The 15,598-nt window shown below is 66.0% G+C and carries 16 protein-coding genes and 1 tRNA gene; 5 read left to right on the top strand and 12 right to left on the bottom strand.

Annotation, left to right across the window (positions count from 1 at the left end):
* Nucleotides 1-24: 24 nt before the first annotated feature.
* From C477_RS22415 to C477_RS22400, 4 genes are read right to left on the bottom strand one after another with little or no spacing between them, the layout of a single operon-like run.
* Complete coding sequence (locus C477_RS22415) at nucleotides 25-780, bottom strand: 2-oxo acid dehydrogenase subunit E2 (protein WP_008896866.1); 756 nt, start codon at nucleotides 778-780, stop codon at nucleotides 25-27.
* A 7-nt stretch (nucleotides 781-787) separates the two neighbouring features.
* Entirely contained in the window at nucleotides 788-1,051 is a 264-nt protein-coding gene (locus tag C477_RS22410; RefSeq protein ID WP_008896865.1) for a lipoyl domain-containing protein, read from the bottom strand.
* Nucleotides 1,048-2,100, bottom strand: a complete 1,053-nt coding sequence (locus tag C477_RS22405; RefSeq protein ID WP_008896864.1) for an alpha-ketoacid dehydrogenase subunit beta — start codon at nucleotides 2,098-2,100, stop codon at nucleotides 1,048-1,050. The genes C477_RS22410 and C477_RS22405 overlap by 4 nt, the downstream gene beginning before the upstream one ends.
* Entirely contained in the window at nucleotides 2,100-3,119 is a 1,020-nt protein-coding gene (locus C477_RS22400; protein ID WP_049914776.1) for a thiamine pyrophosphate-dependent dehydrogenase E1 component subunit alpha, read from the bottom strand. The genes C477_RS22405 and C477_RS22400 overlap by 1 nt, the downstream gene beginning before the upstream one ends.
* A gap of 142 nt (nucleotides 3,120-3,261) precedes the next feature.
* Here C477_RS22400 and C477_RS22395 point away from each other — a divergent pair, with 142 nt between their 5' ends.
* A complete protein-coding gene (locus tag C477_RS22395; RefSeq protein ID WP_008896862.1) occupies nucleotides 3,262-3,888 on the top strand; it encodes a universal stress protein in 627 nt (208 codons plus the stop codon).
* Between the two features lie 505 nt (nucleotides 3,889-4,393).
* The gene (locus C477_RS22390) at nucleotides 4,394-5,899 is read left to right on the top strand and encodes an HTTM domain-containing protein (protein WP_008896861.1); all 1,506 of its coding nucleotides are present in this window, start codon (nucleotides 4,394-4,396) and stop codon (nucleotides 5,897-5,899) included.
* A 627-nt stretch (nucleotides 5,900-6,526) separates the two neighbouring features.
* Here C477_RS22390 and C477_RS22385 read toward each other — a convergent pair.
* The 7 genes from C477_RS22385 to C477_RS22355 form a co-directional block, all read right to left on the bottom strand.
* Nucleotides 6,527-6,600: transfer RNA gene (locus C477_RS22385), tRNA-Thr, on the bottom strand.
* Nucleotides 6,601-6,611: 11 nt separating this feature from the next.
* Nucleotides 6,612-7,133 carry a GNAT family N-acetyltransferase gene (locus C477_RS22380; protein WP_008896860.1) on the bottom strand — a complete coding sequence of 174 codons (522 nt, stop codon included), beginning with the start codon at nucleotides 7,131-7,133 and terminating at the stop codon, nucleotides 6,612-6,614.
* Complete coding sequence (locus tag C477_RS22375) at nucleotides 7,099-8,325, bottom strand: phosphoglycerate kinase (protein WP_008896859.1); 1,227 nt, start codon at nucleotides 8,323-8,325, stop codon at nucleotides 7,099-7,101. Before C477_RS22375 ends, C477_RS22380 begins: the two co-directional genes overlap by 35 nt.
* A 141-nt stretch (nucleotides 8,326-8,466) precedes the next feature.
* Nucleotides 8,467-9,087, bottom strand: coding sequence for a CBS domain-containing protein (locus C477_RS22370; protein WP_008896858.1), 621 nt, complete (start codon nucleotides 9,085-9,087; stop codon nucleotides 8,467-8,469).
* Nucleotides 9,088-9,260: 173 nt separating this feature from the next.
* Nucleotides 9,261-10,022 carry a GTP cyclohydrolase III gene (locus tag C477_RS22365; RefSeq protein ID WP_008896857.1) on the bottom strand — a complete coding sequence of 254 codons (762 nt, stop codon included), beginning with the start codon at nucleotides 10,020-10,022 and terminating at the stop codon, nucleotides 9,261-9,263.
* Between the two features lie 147 nt (nucleotides 10,023-10,169).
* Nucleotides 10,170-10,496, bottom strand: a complete 327-nt coding sequence (locus C477_RS22360) for a DUF5785 family protein (RefSeq protein ID WP_008896856.1) — start codon at nucleotides 10,494-10,496, stop codon at nucleotides 10,170-10,172.
* Between the two features lie 245 nt (nucleotides 10,497-10,741).
* Complete coding sequence (locus tag C477_RS22355) at nucleotides 10,742-11,854, bottom strand: 4Fe-4S binding protein (RefSeq protein ID WP_239641918.1); 1,113 nt, start codon at nucleotides 11,852-11,854, stop codon at nucleotides 10,742-10,744.
* Between C477_RS22355 and C477_RS24660 the strand changes: the two genes are divergently transcribed.
* On the top strand, nucleotides 11,756-12,172 hold the full coding sequence (locus C477_RS24660) for a hypothetical protein (protein WP_239641921.1): 417 nt from the start codon (nucleotides 11,756-11,758) through the stop codon (nucleotides 12,170-12,172). The two genes, C477_RS22355 and C477_RS24660, sit on opposite strands and share 99 nt — an antisense overlap.
* A 219-nt stretch (nucleotides 12,173-12,391) precedes the next feature.
* Here the strand turns inward: C477_RS24660 and mct are convergent, their stop codons facing one another.
* Entirely contained in the window at nucleotides 12,392-13,564 is a 1,173-nt protein-coding gene (gene mct / locus C477_RS22350) for a succinyl-CoA:mesaconate CoA-transferase (protein WP_049914775.1), read from the bottom strand.
* Between the two features lie 138 nt (nucleotides 13,565-13,702).
* On the opposite strand from mct, the gene glmS reads away from it, so the two are divergent.
* A complete protein-coding gene (gene glmS / locus C477_RS22345; RefSeq protein ID WP_049914774.1) occupies nucleotides 13,703-14,158 on the top strand; it encodes a methylaspartate mutase subunit S in 456 nt (151 codons plus the stop codon).
* Nucleotides 14,159-15,598 (top strand): methylaspartate mutase subunit E, encoded by a 1,440-nt coding sequence (locus C477_RS22340; protein ID WP_008896852.1) that lies wholly within the window; start codon nucleotides 14,159-14,161, stop codon nucleotides 15,596-15,598. It abuts the gene before it with no gap.

The following is a 15,598-nucleotide window of genomic DNA, read 5'->3' as shown; positions in this document are numbered from 1 at the left end:
AGGAGCGGACCCCGCTGAGTCGGATCAGCCGTCGGGCGCGAACCGCTCGGCACCCTCGGTGTAGTCCGCGAGCGTCCCGAGGAACCGTGCCGCGTCCGCGCCGTCGACGATCCGGTGGTCGAAGCTCAGATCGTAGGTCACCTCGCGGCGAAACTCGAGGCCGTCGTCGCCGCGGCGGGTCCGTTCCCGCGTCCGTCCGATTCCGAGGATCGCGACCTCCGGCGGGTTGATGACCGGCGTGAACGAGTCGACACCGAGGGCGCCGAGGTTCGTGACGGTGAACGTCCCGCCGCGGAGGTCGTCCATCGTGTACTCGCCGGATTGGACTGTCTCGGTCAGCCGTCGTCGTTCGGTCGCGATCTCGGCGAGGGACTTCGAGCCGACATCGCGCAGGACCGGCGTCACCAGCCCCGCCTCGATATCGACCGCGACGCCGACGTTGTGCTCCTCGTACGTGCGGTGGGTTCCGTCCTCGAACGTCGCGTTGAATGCCGGATGGTCCGCGAGCGTCGCCGAGAGCGCGGCCAGCGCGACGTCGACGAGCGAGACGTCCGCCTCGAGGCGATCGTTCGCGGTCTCGGTCGCACGGAACAGCGCCTCGGCGTCGACCTCCCGGCTGGCGGTCACGTGGACGGCGTTCCGATAGCTGTCCTGCAGGCGGTTCGCGATCGTCCGCCGCATCGGGGAGAGCGATCGCTCCTCGCGGACGGTTCGCCCGTGCTCGTCGCTCTCGGTCCGATCGCCGTCGTCGTCGTCCGTATCGGAGTCGGTCGGTGCCATCGTGAAACTACTCCGGCTCGATCCAGGCGAGGACGGCCCCGCGCTCGAACTCGTCGTCTTCCTCGAGGACGATCTCGTCGATCGTGCCGTCCGTCGGCGCCGGGACGTCGACACTGACCTTCTCGACCTGGAACTCACAGAGGTCGTCGCCCGCCTCGACGTCGGCCCCTTCGCGCAGGAACCAGTTGACGACGACGCCCTCGTCCTCGTCGGTGTCCTCGGGCCAGACGTCGCCGGTGTCGACGGCGACGCGGTCGTCGTCCGGACTCATTCGTCACCGTGGGCCGCGCGGACGGCGTCCGTGATGTCCTCGGCGTCCGGGATGACCTCGTTCTCCATCGGCCGCGCGTAGGGGAGCGGGACGTCCGGAACGGCGACCCGCTCGACGGCCTCGAGGGCGGCGAGTCCGTCCTCGGCCTCGGCCACCCGCGCGACGATTTCGCCGGTGACGCCGAACGAGCGGTAGTCCTCGTCGACCACGACGAGTCGCCCGGTCTTCGCGACCGAGTCGCGGACGGTCTCGGTGTCGAGCGGCACCAACGTCCGGAGGTCGACGACCTCGGCGTCGATCCCGTCGTCGGCGAGTTCGTCGGCGGCCTCGAGCGCGCGGTGGACGTGCAGGCCGAGTGTGACGACGGTTACGTCGCTGCCTTCGCGCTTGACGTCGGCGCTGCCGAAGGGGATCGTGTACTCGTCCTCGGGGACGGGCGTCTTCGGCCCGTCGGGGGCGGGCAGCCAGCCGATGCCCATGAGCCGCTTGTGGAACAGGTAGACGACCGGATCGTCGTCGCGGATGGCGTTGTGCATCAGCCCCTTCGCGTCGTAGGCGGTCGACGGGACGACGACCTTCATCCCCGGCAAGTGGGCGAACGTCCCGTAGAGGGTCTGGGAGTGCTGGGCGGCGTCGTTGTACGTGCCGCCCACGGCGGCGGTGAGCACCATCGGCACGCTCACGGCGCCGCCGCTCATGTAGGTGTTCTTGGCCATCTGGTTGTAGATCTGATCCATTCCGACGCCGAAGAAGTCGACGAACATGAGTTCGGCAATCGGGCGCATCCCGGCCTGAGCCGCCCCTACCGCGGCGCCGATGTACGCCGTCTCGCTGATCGGGACGTCCATGATGCGGTCGCGGCCGAACTCCTCGAGCAGCCCCTCGGTGCTGTCGAAGATGCCGCCGTAGTCGGCGACGTCCTCGCCCATGTAGAAGACGTCGTCGTCCTCGCGCATCTCGTGGGCGATCGCCTCGACCATCGCCCGGCTCATCGTCAGCGATCGGTCTGTCTGCCCTCCCTCCGCCGGATCTTTCTCCTGTTGGGCCATCAGTCGTCACCTCCGGTCTCCGTTTTCGCGACGTTCGGTTCGCTGTCCGTTACGCCCGACGGCGGATTCGTGAACACGTCCTCGTGAGCGTCCGCCGGCTCGGGCTCCGGTTGCTCTTTCGCCCACTCGATCGCCTCCTCGACGCGCTCCCGAGCGCTCGAGCGCAGTTCGTCGATCGTCTCGTCGTCGACGCCGTGGGCCCGCAGGTCCGCCTCGAGACGATCGATCGAGTCCCGCCGCTCGGCCGCGGCCTTGTCCTCGTCGGAGCGGTAGGCCTCGGGGTCGCCCATGAAGTGACCCATGCGTCGGTGGACCTGGACCTCGAGCAGCGACGGCCCGTTCCGGTCTTGAGCGCGCCCGATCGCCTCCCGCGCGGCCTCGTAGACCGCGACGGCGTCGTCGGCGTCCACGCGGGTTCCCGGCATATCGAAGCCGTCGGCGCGCCGCGCGCCGTTCTCGACGTCGGTGACGCGATCTTTGGGCATGCTGATCGCCCAGTCGTTGTCCTCGACGACGAAGACGACGGGGAGGTCTTGGACGGCAGCCAGGTTGAGCGACTCGAGGAACGCGCCCTGATCGATCGCCCCCTCGCCGAGGAACGCGACCGCGACGCTGTCGGTATTTCGTTTCTTCGCGGCCAGTCCGGCGCCGACCGCGGGCGGACAGCCCTCGGCGATGATCCCGCTGCACGCGAAGTTGACGTCCGGATCGAAGAGGTGCATGTGACCGCCCTTCCCCTTGCTCAGCCCCGTCTCACGGCCGAAAATTTCGGCGGTCATCCGCTTCAGATCGACGCCCTTCGCGACGGCGATGTGGTGGGGTCGGTGCGGCGCCGTCACCGTGTCGTCGTCGCGCAGGTGCTGGCAGACCCCCGCGCCCGACGCCTCGTGGCCCGCGGCGAGGTGTAACTCGCCGGGAATCGGCCCGGCGGAGATGTCGAACGCCGGTTGCTTCCCCTCGAGGTACTCCTCCTGGAGGCGTTCCTCGTACTGGCGCGCCGTCACCATTGCCTCGTACATCTCTTGCAGGTCGGTAACAGATACCATACTCGGTGGGTGTCACCACATCGATCGATAAATAGCTAGGCACCGGAACGGCGACGTGAGTCCCCGAGAGTGCGACTCGAGGCTATATACGTCCGGATTCCTAACGTCCGATACCATGTATCAGGACGTGCTCATTCCGACGGACGGGAGCGACGGGACCCGCCAATCGATCGACCACGGAATGGCCATCGCACAGCAGTTCGGGGCGACCATCCACGCGCTGTCGGTCGTTCCGGAGGGACCCCTCGGGACGCTACAGAGCGATACGGCGATTGCCGCCGCCGACCGCGCCGTCGAGCGCGTCGAGCGGGAAGCCACCCGCAAGGGCGTCGAGGTCGTGACGGCGGTCGAGCAGGGCGTTCCCCACGAGGAAATCCTCGAGTATGCCGACGAACACGACGTCGACATGATCGTCATGGGGACCCAGGGCCGGACCGGCCTCGACCGCGTGCTAGTCGGGAGCGTCACCGAGCGCGTCGTCCGGATGGCCGACGTACCGGTCGTGACCGTTCGTCTCACCGAGAACGTCCGGATCGACGACGCCGACGAGGCGGTCCGGATCGCCCGCGAGGCGCTCGTCGAGGAGGACGGCTCGCTCGACCCGGCGGAGATCACCGTCCTCGAGGACCCCCATCGGACCAGCGCCTCCTGGATCGTCCCCCTCGAGACGGCGACCGATACCGTCCACGTCCACGTCGACGCCGTATCGGGCGAGGTGCGGACCGCGAAACGACCCGAGTGACCGGGCGCGAGACACTACCGATCGGGCCGAGAGAGCGGCGGTGACGATTCGGTCGCGTTCCGGATCGAACCGGTCGGTAACGGGCTCGAGTCGACGTTCCGTCACACCACTACCTACACAGTTTGGCAATGGAGCTATCACTATCTGGGACGTTCACGCTAATGACGAGGGAGGAACACCTAGTCGTTGCCAGTAGGGGGGTTCCGACTCTGAGACAGTTCCCTCGTCCTCGGTTATCATCGTTCCACCGTCGGCTTTCGCCGGCCGACTTTTTCGGGCGCTCGAATCGGTACCTACCGGACCCCGGCGAGTGACGACTCCGATCTCTCGAGTTGAGTCTATCCAGTAGGTTCGCTCAGCCGGTCGTCGCTGCGGCTCTCGTCCGTCTCGAGAGTCATCGTCTCATTCGCTCTCAGACTAGTCCGATAGCGGCGCAACGTGACGTCAGAATTGACACTACAAAGCACTTATACTATCGATCGAATCTGCCGGACGTCACTCATCGATGAGTTCGTCACCACAGGACTCGAAACCGACCGATCGATCCCGCGCGGCGCTCGAGCGACTCCACGCGGTCGCGAGACCGCGTCTGGGCGTCGATCCGCGAGCGCTCGGCGCGTTTCGGATCGTGCTGGGAGCGCTCCTGCTCGCCGATATGGCGTTCCTCCGGGTGCCGGGGTTAGTAACGTTCTACACCGACGACGGCGTCTTCCCACGCTCGGCGCTCGCCGACGTCTATCCGACGTTTGCGGCCGCGTCGCTCCACGCGGTCTCCGGCGCGGCGTGGGTACAAGGGATGTTGTTCGCGATTGCCGGCGTCGCCGCCGCGTGTCTCCTCGTCGGCTACCGGACGAAGCTCTCGCTGGGGCTCTCCCTGGTCCTGCTGGCCTCGCTGTTCGCCCGGAACCCGCACGTGGTCAACGGCGGCGACACCATCCTGCTCACGTTCCTGTTTCTGGGCCTGTTCCTGCCGCTCGACGCGCGCTGGTCGCTCGACGACCGCCGGCGGAGCGACGACGATCGTCCCGTCTACTCGCTCGAGACGGCGATCCTCTGCGTCCACTTCGTGACCATCTACGCGGCGAGCGCGGTCCACAAGTTCCAGAGCGAGGCGTGGCTGTCCGGGACGGCGGTGTCCCGGATCTTCCGCCTCGAGGAGTACATCGTGTTGCTCGGGCCGTCCCTCGCCGAGTTCGGGACGGTGCTCACCGCGATCAACTGGCTCTGGGTCACCATGCTCTCCGTCTCGCCGTTCCTGATTCTGTCCACCGGGCGACCGCGGACCGCACTCGCCGCCGCGTTCGTCTGTGCGCACCTCGGGATGGCCGCGACGATGCGCCTGGGCGCGTTCCCATTCGTCATGATCGCCGGCCTGCTCCTGTTCTTCCCGGCGCCGGTCTGGGACCGGCTCGAGGAGATCACAGCACTCGTCGCCCCGGGCGTCCGTCAGCGGCTCCCGGCCTCGATTCGGGTGGATCGAATCGGAGAAACCGGACCGTTACTGCCCGAGTCGAGCCCCCACGTTCCTCGCGTCCGGCGGGGTATCTGGGTCGGGAGCACCGCGTTGCTCGTCGGCGTCTTCGTCGCCATACTCTGCTGGCAGGCGGCGAGTCTCGGAATCGCAGAGGACTCGACCCCGGATCTGGACGGCGAGCTCTCGGACGTGAGCTGGTCGTTCTTCGCGCCGAACCCGCCGGACACCTCGAGCTGGTACGCGGTCGAGGCGACCCTCGAGTCGGGCGAGACGATCGACGCGGTCGACGGCGGCGAGGTCGCGTTCGACCCGCCGCCGGACGCCGCCGGGACGTACCCGACGACGCTCTGGCACCGGTACGGCGTCGATATGCGCTACGCCGGCGAGTCGCAGTACGAGCCGGCGGCGGCGTACGTCTGCGCAGAATCGGATCGAGACCTCGAGTCGGTGACGATCTATCACCTCGAGCAGCCGGTCGAGGCGGACGGGTCGGCCGGCGACCCGGTCGTGAACGAACGGGTCACCAGACGCTGTTGAGCGCACGTCTCCGAACGCGTCGGCAACGGCTGGGAACGATCGGCCGGCTGCGATGTCACTCGGGGCGCTCCGAATCGTCCGAAACCCGGGCCAACGTGCGACTAGCCGGCCAGTAGGCTTACTTTGCGGTAGTCGAATACTCGAGTGGCGGGATGGGGAGTCCGCCGTTGCCGACGACTACCGTTCGACTCGAGACATTCGAAACACACCGGCCGCTGCCGATCGGAATCGCTCCGCTATCAATAGTCGATTTCGATCGACACGCCACCGGTCGAAAGGGGAGTTCCGACGCCGACTTCCGTCGGCGTTTCGGGTGACACTACGTGCCGGTACCGGGGTGTCCGAGTCGAAGGCGACTTGGGAGTAGATGTGAGATCTGGCGTTCTCAGGGAGATGCGACCCGGACAGTATCCAGTATCGGCGAGTCCGTAATAATAGTCCGGAGCGTTTCGAGTCGTGAGTCGTCCCCGTCGCGGGCGATTCTCGTCGCTCGAGATTCGATCTTCCGGACTCTCCATTAGTCACGGAAGTATCGATACCTGTCAGTGGAGTAGTTGATAATCAGGATTCGAGGTCGGACGGGATTTGAACGGGACCGAGACGCTCACGGAATTGGTTGCGTCAGTAAGCCAGGGCGGGGATTTGAACCCCGGGAGTCTCGATTACAAGTCGAGTGCATGAACCACCCATGCTCCCCTGGCGCAGTTTCGGGTTAGCCGTCCTCCTTTGAATGTGTATCGTTTTCCGAGCGGTCGTCCTCGAGGTCGCGATCCATCGCGACCCGATAGGTCTCGTACCCCTTCCGCTCGTAGAACCGCCGGGCGGCCTCGTTGCGGGCCATCACCTCGAGCACGACGACGTCGGCGCCCTGGGATGCGAGTTCGTCTTCGACGGCCTCGAGCAGCGCCGTCCCGACGCCCTGTCCGCGGGCGGCGGGGACGACGTAGATGTTCGAGAGCACGCCGCGGGTGGCGTCGAGCTGGAGCGAGCCCCGTTCGACGGAAAACGAGGCGAAGCCGACGACGGTCCCGCCGTCGCGGGCGACGAGCAGGCCGTCGTTGACCTGGTGGGCCGCGAGCGTGTCCCGCATCGTCTCCCGGTTGGCGTCGGCGCGGACGTAGGAGTCGTGTCGGCGCTGGTCTCGAGCCAGTCGGACCCACAGGTCCGCGACCGTCTCGACGTCGTCGGCGGTGGCGCGTTCAATCGTCGGCCGGCTGTTGTCGTTTGGGTCCATCCTGAAGTGCGGTCACGGCGGGCAGCGGCTCCGCGGTGAGCATCCGCAGGGCGGCGCCGCCGCCGGTGCTGACGTGTGTGAAGCCGTCGACGCCGAGGCTGCGCAGCGCGGAGGCGGTGTCGCCGCCGCCGACGATGCTCATCTCGACGTCGGTCGCGGCGCCGTAGAGCTGTCGGGTCCCCGTCGCGAACGCCTCCTCCTCGAAGACGCCGGCGGGGCCGTTGAGGATGACCGTGCCCGCGTCCTCGAGCAGACGCTCGTAGTAGGCCAGTGTCGAGCTACCGATGTCCATGGCGGCCTCCTCGTCGCCTGGCGGGAGGGCGTTGACGCCGAGTTCGTGGCGCTCGCCGTCGCGTTCGACGGCGACGTCCCGCGGGAGCGCGATGCTGTCGCCGTAGGCGTCGAGCAGGTCGGCGGCGCGGTCGATCTCGTCCCAGTAGCCCTGATCGTAGATGAAGTCGGAGCTGGCGTCGCCCACGTCGACGCCGTCGGCGATGAGGAAGACGTTGCCGACGACGCCGGCGGTGAGGACGTGGTCGGCCAGCCCCTTCTCGAGGACGGACCAGGCGACGTCGATCGAGTCCGGGACCTTCGCCCCGCCGAGGACGTAGATCCGCGGTTCGGGGGTCTCCTCGATCGTCCCGAGGACGTCGAGTTCCGACTCCATCACGCGGCCGGCGTAGCCGGGGAGGACGGTCGGGAAGCCGACCAGCGAGGGCTGGGAGCGGTGGGCCGCGGCGAAGGCGTCGTTGACGTAGACGTCCAGCGCCGGCGCCAGCCCCTCCACGAGGTGGGTCTCGGCGGCGCGTTCGGCGTCGAACTCCATGTACTCCTCGCTGTAGAAGCGCGTGTTCTCGAGGACGAGGCAGTCGCCGTTCTCGAGGGTCCGGACGGCTTCGCGGGCGGCGTCGCTGAACGTTGTGTCCACGTGGTCGACGGGCCGCTCGAGCAGTTTCGAGAGCCGCTCGGCATGGGACTCGAGGGAGACGAAGTCGTCGCCGCCGGGCCGGCCCTGATGAGCGAGGACGGCGACCCGGCCGCCGCGCTCGAGCAGTTCCGAGAGGGTGTCCACGTGGGCACGCAGTCTGGCGTCATCGGCGAGGGTACCGTCGTCGCCGATCGGGCTGTTGATGTCCACGCGGACGCCGACGGTGGTCCCTTCGACGTCGAGGTCGTCGAGGGTATCGATCATTATCCATGGGTGCATCGCGGCCCCCGAAAGGTCTTTCTATCGGAGAAATCGCTGTCGGTGACTGGTGTCGCGCTACGTCCTGGCACGCAGCGGCGCGGATCCGATCGGAGCGCTGGACCGCAGCCGCCGGCGCCTCGACGGTCACACCGTGCGACAGTCCGCACAGACCAGTTGGCCGTTGGCGTCCCACAGCGCCTCCGCGAGCGAGCCACAGGCTTCGCAGACGCCCTGGGTCGTGTACTCGTCGCCGCCGTTGGCCAGCATCCGCGAGTCGAGACTCTCGCCGGCGGGTTGGGACTGGGCAGAGCGCTCGTCCGACGGCTGCGCGCCCTCGAGTCCCGTCGCGGTGTTGGCCGTTCGCCCGGGTGTCATCGTGGCCTGGAACGAGCCCGCGGCGGCGATGACGTCGCGTTGGGTGAGCAGGCCGACCACGCCCTCGTCGTCCTCGACCACGACGTTGCGGATGCTCTCGCGGGCCATCGCGTCGGCGACGTCGGTGAGCGACCGGTCCGGCCCGAACGTGATGACCGGCGAACTCATGACGTCGCCGACGGTCGTCTCGGACGGATCGCGCTCGTCGGCGACGACGTCGAGGACGTCCCACTCGGTCATGATTCCGACCGGCTCGCTCCCGCGGACGACGAGGACGCAACTCGAGCGCTCCTCTCGCATGAGTTCGACGGCGCCGCGAACCGTGTCCGACTCGCTGACGCCGACGTAGTCGTTCGTCAGGACCTCCCTGACCGACAGTTCCGATTCCATGTGTGAAAGATAACCACACACCGGCTAAAAGCTACCCCCGCCACTCTTAAGCGAATCGGGATCGAAGTTCCGTGAGTCGGTTTCTCGGCCGTTCTACCGCGGAAAACTGTCCGCTACGCTGGCGGCATCCCGTCCCCGGTCGGTCGCACTTCCGGTGCGATCGCTCGAATCGCTCACCACTCGAGTTCGACGCGGGTCCCGTCGGCCCGACAGGTCTCGAGGGCGTGTTTCGCGGCGAAGCCGGCGTCGTGGGCGCACTCCCCGCGGCCGACGCCGACCTGTAGTTCGACGTCGACGGCCTCCTCGACGTGGTAGATGGCCTCCTCGTAGTCGCCTTCGTCGAGGTCCGGACAGGTGACGATGATGTTGTCCCCGCCGACGAAAAACGAGAGGCTCTCGTGGGCGTGGCGCATGTGCCGCATCAGCTCGGCGTATCCCTGTTCGATCTCGATGAACGTGTCGAAGGCGTTGAGTTCGTCGGTGTAGGTACCGGTCGCATTGATGACGTCGAAGTGGGCGATCTGGACGTCTTCGGCGGTTCGGTCGGCGGGGCCGACGGCCCGTCCCTCGAGGCACTCGCGCCGATCTTCATCCTGTGCGCTGCCGGCGTCCTGGACGCGGGCGGTCGCGTCGGCCAGCGCCTGCACGGGACTCGCGTCGGCCGCGACGCCGAGGCTGAGCGTCACGGGATACCGGTTGCCGACGGACTCCTGGAGGAGCGCGTGGTCCTCGAGGTCGAGGCCGTTCGTGACGGCGATCATGTTGTCGAAGCGAGTGAAGAAGGTGTAGCCGCCGCGGTTCCCGACGAACTGGGAGATGTCGGCGTAGAGCCGGGACTGCATCGTCTGGAGGTCGGCCTCCCGTCGCGGCTCCGGTGTGACCGTCCACGGCCCGTAGTTGTCGATCTGAACGAGCGTAACCTGCGTATTAGTCACGGTAGCAGTTGGTTTCGAACGCCGTCATATAAGCGATACGTAATCCAGATTCGTGATGGTGTCCGAACGGGTGACTCGAGGCGAGCGCTCGAATAGGGATCCTGGCCTCGAGTCGAAAACGGGGGGCGAGACGCGACGGCGTCGGCTTTAGGCGTGTTTCCGCTCGGGGTTCTTGCCCTGCGGGTGGTATTCCCAGAAGTCGCCGGCGCGCATGGCGTCGCCGACGGCCTTGTGCATGTCGAGGATCGTCTCGAAGCGCTCGGGTTCGACGTACTCGAAGATCTCGCGCATCGGGACGACGCGCTTGTAGTTGATCCGGATCGGGTAGTCGCCGTACTCCTCGACGAACTCGTCGCGGACCATCGGGAAGTCCTCCTCTTCGTCGACCTTGTCCGCGATGATTCGCATGTCGTACTTGCGCATTCCCTCGCTGCCTTCCTCGCCGTCGGGATCGACGGGCCAGTCGCTGCTCATACTCCGACGTGTGCAGGGGTCCCGCAAAAGGGTTACTCTCTTCGGGCGACAACCGATGACACGACGTCGGTGGTCGCCACTTCGTTCCGCGAGTGTCCCGCTATGATGCGGAGATCGTCGCGACGACCGTCATCGTGCCCGCAGTCGAGACGGCCGTCCCTTACTGGGTGTTCGGTCGTTCCGTCTGTACTTGAGGCGAGACGTATCGTCAGACCGGAATTCCGCGACAATCACCCAGTTCGGTATCAGTGAGTCGAGAGAACGGTAGCGACGACGTACGTGCTACTCGCCATCAGCGCAACGTGCGGGACAACCGCTTTCACCGCCCGTTTCTTCGAGTCGGTCATCACCCTCGCGACTTGCCACGCGATCAGCGCACTCCAGAGAACCGCGAGCCACAGCCAGCCCGTGACGAAGAACTCGTTCCAAGCCGAAACGATCGCGGGACTCGCTCCCGCGGGGAGGTCGAGCGGAATCCCCAGGCCACGCGCGAACACGTTCAGCGTCTGTCCGCCCGACTCCAATAGCCCGCCGATGGCGTGACTCCCGAGCGTAAACATGATCCCGAGGGGCGCGTACGCGAGTCCGAACTTCGTAAACGACGTCGTCCAGTCGATACCGCTCCAACTGCTCGCCAGTCGATTGACGGCGGTGAACGCCAGAATCGTCGCCGTGATGCTCACGAGGTAGGCCGTAGTCGGGGCGAGGACCCCGGGGAGATTTCCGACGAGTGTGGTTTCCTCAACCGCGCTGCCGAGCACATGATCGATCGGAAAGACGGCCCAGAGCACGAGCGCGACGAGCGCCTCGTCGACGAGTGGGATGCGCTCCGTGAGCACCTTCGCACCGGGCCAGCGAAACCGCAACTCCACGTCTTTTTCGGGTCGTTCGGTCGTACATTTCATACAGGCGGTACACCGTCGATCGGTGCTCAGAAAGTCGCTCTTGTATTCGAGCGTCGCACACTGGACGCCGGTGTCCGAGTTCTGGGAGATCTCTAGGGGCGAGAACTTCGAGGTAACGCTCATCACGCCTGTGGCGGGACAGACGTACCGACAGAACGCCTGCCGTTGGTATACGAGGCTGACGCCGACCGCAACGCCGAGGATTGCGAGCCAGTAGACGGGAATGAGACGCGGCGAGTACGCGACGCCGACTTTGTACATCGGCCACCGCGCCAGTACGAACGATAGCGCCGTCAACGACAAGACGGAGATCGGCAGGCCGAACACGACCCAGTTCCGCGTGTACATCGGGAAATGACGTTGCAGTCCGAACCGCTGCGTGAATCGGACGATCGCCCCCATCGGACAGAAGTAACACCAGATCCGACCGAGAAAAACGAGGCTGAGAATCATAACCGGCGTCCACCAGAGGCCGAAAAACGCGACGTTTCCGAAATTCGCCCCGGAATCCGCCGGCCCTACCGCGGCCCGGTAGATCGCGTAGAAGAAGAGGAACACCGTAATCAAATTAACTGCGTGCTGTACGTTTTTATTCGTGAACAGAGCCCGAATGACTCGATTATTCGTGACGATGAAGCCGCCCGCCGAGTCGCGTTGATCGGCAGCGGTTCGATCCGATCGTTGGTCTTCCGTTGCCATCATTCGCTTTCGCTTCTGGCTTATTGTGGTCATTCTGGTGCGTTAAACGAAACTAGTACGACGGTCGAATAGTACGGTTCGGCGAGACGATCGCCGGTTTCAGCCGACACGTCCGCCGTCTGTGTGAACGATAAGCGCTGATTCGCCGCTGTTCAGTTCCGCTCGAGTTCGTTTCGCTCACCGATCGTGCAATATCCGGTCAAAAAAGCGCTTCTCTCCGCTGATCGCGTGCGGTTCTGCTTCGATCCCAAGGCAGTTCACGAGTTGATCGACACCGAACGCGATCACTACTCAGTCGTCCGCCGCCCGCTCCGCTTCCTCGCCCAGAATCTCTGCGCGGTGTTCGTCCAACAGCGGCGCGCGACCGCGAGGCTTGGGCTCGGTCTCGCTCATCTTGATCGGGTTGCCCGCGATCTCGACGTCGCGGTCGGCGCCGGGCTGTTCGACGGGCACGAGCATGTCCCGCGCGTGGACGTGCGGGTCGTCGAAGATCTCCTCGGTGGTCTGGACCTTGGCGGCCGGGACCCGGCCCTCGAGTTTGCTGACCAGTTCCTCGTTGGTCTGTGCGAGGGTCCAGTCGGCGATCTCGTCGCGGAGCGACGCGCGGTGCTCGAGGCGTTCGGCGGTGGTCGGATACTCCTCGGCCAACTCCTCGCGGCCCATCACGTCGCAGAGCTCGGCCCAGTGGTTGTCGTTGAACGCGGCGATGACGGCGTAGCCGTCGGCGGTCTCGAAGGCGTTGTAGGGAAAGAGCGTGGGGTGGGAGTTGCCCCGTCGAGTCGGCGCCTCGCCCGTGTAGGACTGCTGGTAGACGGCACGCTCGGTGAAGCTGAGCATCGAGTCGTACATGGCGGTGTCGACGTACTGGCCCTCGCCGGTCTGTTCGCGGTGGTTCACGGCGGCCAGAATGCCGATGCAGTTCAGCGTCGCGGTGAAGAGGTCGCCGACGCCGGGGCCGGTCTTCGTCGGTGGGCCGTCGGGCTGGCCGGTGGTCTCCATGACCCCGCCCAGCGCCTGCGCGATGAGGTCGAAGGAGGGCTGTCCCTGCCGCTCCGTTTCACCGGTTCGCGGGTCGCCGAAGCCGCGGATCGAGGAGTAGATGAGGTCGTCGTTGTACTCTGTGAGGGTTTCGTAGCCCAGATCGTACTTTTCCATCGTCCCCGAGCGGTAGTTCTCGACGACGATGTCGGCCTCCTCGACCAGCGAGAGGAAGTCCGCGCGGTCGTCCTCGTCGCCCAGGTTCAGCTCGATGCTCTTCTTGCCGCGGTTGACGCTCTGGAAGTAGCCGCCGTAGGCCTCCGTCTCGGGGTCGTCGACGAACGGCGGATTCGAGCGGATCATGTCGCCGCCCGGCCGCTCGATTTTGACGACGTCCGCGCCCATGTCCGCGAGCAACATCGTGCAGTACGGCCCGGCCAGCACCTGGGTCAGATCGAGCACGCGCAGATTCGAAAGCGCTCCCATGTACCGGACCCTTTTTCAGGCCGGCACCTAAACCTTATCATCGATAATGTACATTGTGACACCGTCCCATTGGGACGCTATTAGGACGGTTAAGGTGTATTATCATGGAAGATCATTAACTTTATAGCCCAGTTCCTCATGGTTCTGCATACGATGTCCCAAACGGTCGTCCTCGGCGTGATCGGCTCCGACGCTCACGTCGTTGGAATCACCATCCTCGAACAGGCCTTCAGCGCAGCGGGCTTCGACGTGATCAACCTCGGCGTCCAGACCTCCCAGGAGGAGTTCGCCGAGGCCGCCGTAGCACACGACGCTGAGGCCGTACTGGTCTCCTCGCTCTACGGCCACGCCGAGCAGGACTGCCAGGGGTTCCACGAGGTCCTCGAGGACGCCGGGGTCGACGCCGTCACCTACATCGGCGGCAACCTCGCCGTCGGCCAGGACGAGTTCGAGCGGACCCGGCGCACCTTCCGGAAGCTCGGCTTCGATCGCGTGTTCGACTCCGAGACGGACCCCGAAGACGCGATCGCGGCGCTGCGGGAGGACCTGCAGATCAGACCGACCGAGTCCGAACGGGCCACCATCAGTTCGTAGATGATACGAGACGAACGCATTCCCGCCGACGAGCTACGGCGTATCGACGAAGAAATCCGGTCGAACTGGTCGACGGGCGACGACGTCGACTTCGAGGACGCCGTTGCCTACCACGAGTCGCTCCCCGATAGCAAGCGATTCGCGGACGTCCTCGAGTCGGCCGACAAACCGCTCCTTCAACCGCGAGCCGGCGTCCCCCGGCTCGACGACCAGATCGAACTCCTCGAGTACCTCCACCGGGAGGGGAAGGCGGACCTCCTGCCGACCACGATCGACTCGTACACGCGCGACAACGAGTACGAGAAGGCCCAGCAGGGCCTCGAGAAGGCTCGCGAGACCGGCGACGACACCCTCAACGGGTTCCCCGCCGTCAACCACGGCGTCGACGGCTGCCGGGAGCTGATCGACTCGATCGACGCGCCGATCGAGGTCCGTCACGGGACGCCCGACGCCCGGCTGCTGGCCGCGATCACCTTCGCCGGCGGCTTCCAGAGCTTCGAGGGGGGTCCGATCTCGTACAACATCCCGTACACGAAACGCCACGGCCTCGAGGAGACCATCGAGAAGTGGCAGTTCGTCGACCGGCTGGCGGGCGCCTATACCGAACGCGGCGTGCGGATCAACCGCGAGCCCTTCGGCCCCCTCACCGGGACCCTCGTCCCGCCGTCGATCGCTATCGCGATCATGATCGTCGAGGGACAACTCGCCGCAACGCAGGGCGTGCGCTCGATCACGCTCGGCTACGGACAGGTCGGCAACGTCGTCCAGGACGTCGCCGCCCTGAACGCACTGAAGAAGCTGGGCAACGAGTACCTCCCCGACGAGGTCGTCGTCACGACGGTCTTCCACGAGTGGATGGGCGGCTTCCCGCCGGACGAGGCCCGCGCCAACGGCGTGATCGGCCTCGGCGGGATGACCGCCGCCATCGCCCAGCCGGACAAGGTCATCACCAAGTCCCCACAGGAGTTTCAGGGGGTCCCGACCAAGGAGGCCAACTCCGCGGGCCTGCGCACCACGCGCCAGGTCATCGACATGGCCATCGAGCAGAAAATCGATATCGACGGCATCGCGGAGGAACAGGACTTGATCGAGCGCGAGACGCGGTGTCTGATGGACACCATCTTCGAGCACGGCGACGGCGACGTCGTCCAGGGCACGATCGAGGCCTTCGACTCGGGCGCGCTGGACGTCCCCTTCGCCCCCAGCGACAGCGCGAAGGGCGCCGTCCTCCCCGCGCGGGACGACGACGGTCGCGTCCGCATCTTCGAGTGGGCCGACCTCGAGATGGACGACGATATCAAGGAGATCCACAAGGCCCGGCTCTCGCGCCGGGCCGACACCGAGGGCCGCAAACAGTCGTTCCGTATGGTCGCGGACGACGTCGACGCGATCAGCGACGGCAAGCTCATCGGCCGACCGCAGTCAACGGGTGACGTCTAA

Source organism: Haloterrigena salina JCM 13891 (assembly GCF_000337495.1).
In the GTDB taxonomy this organism is placed as follows: domain Archaea; phylum Halobacteriota; class Halobacteria; order Halobacteriales; family Natrialbaceae; genus Haloterrigena; species Haloterrigena salina.
This window is presented reverse-complemented; position numbering and strand designations above follow the sequence as displayed.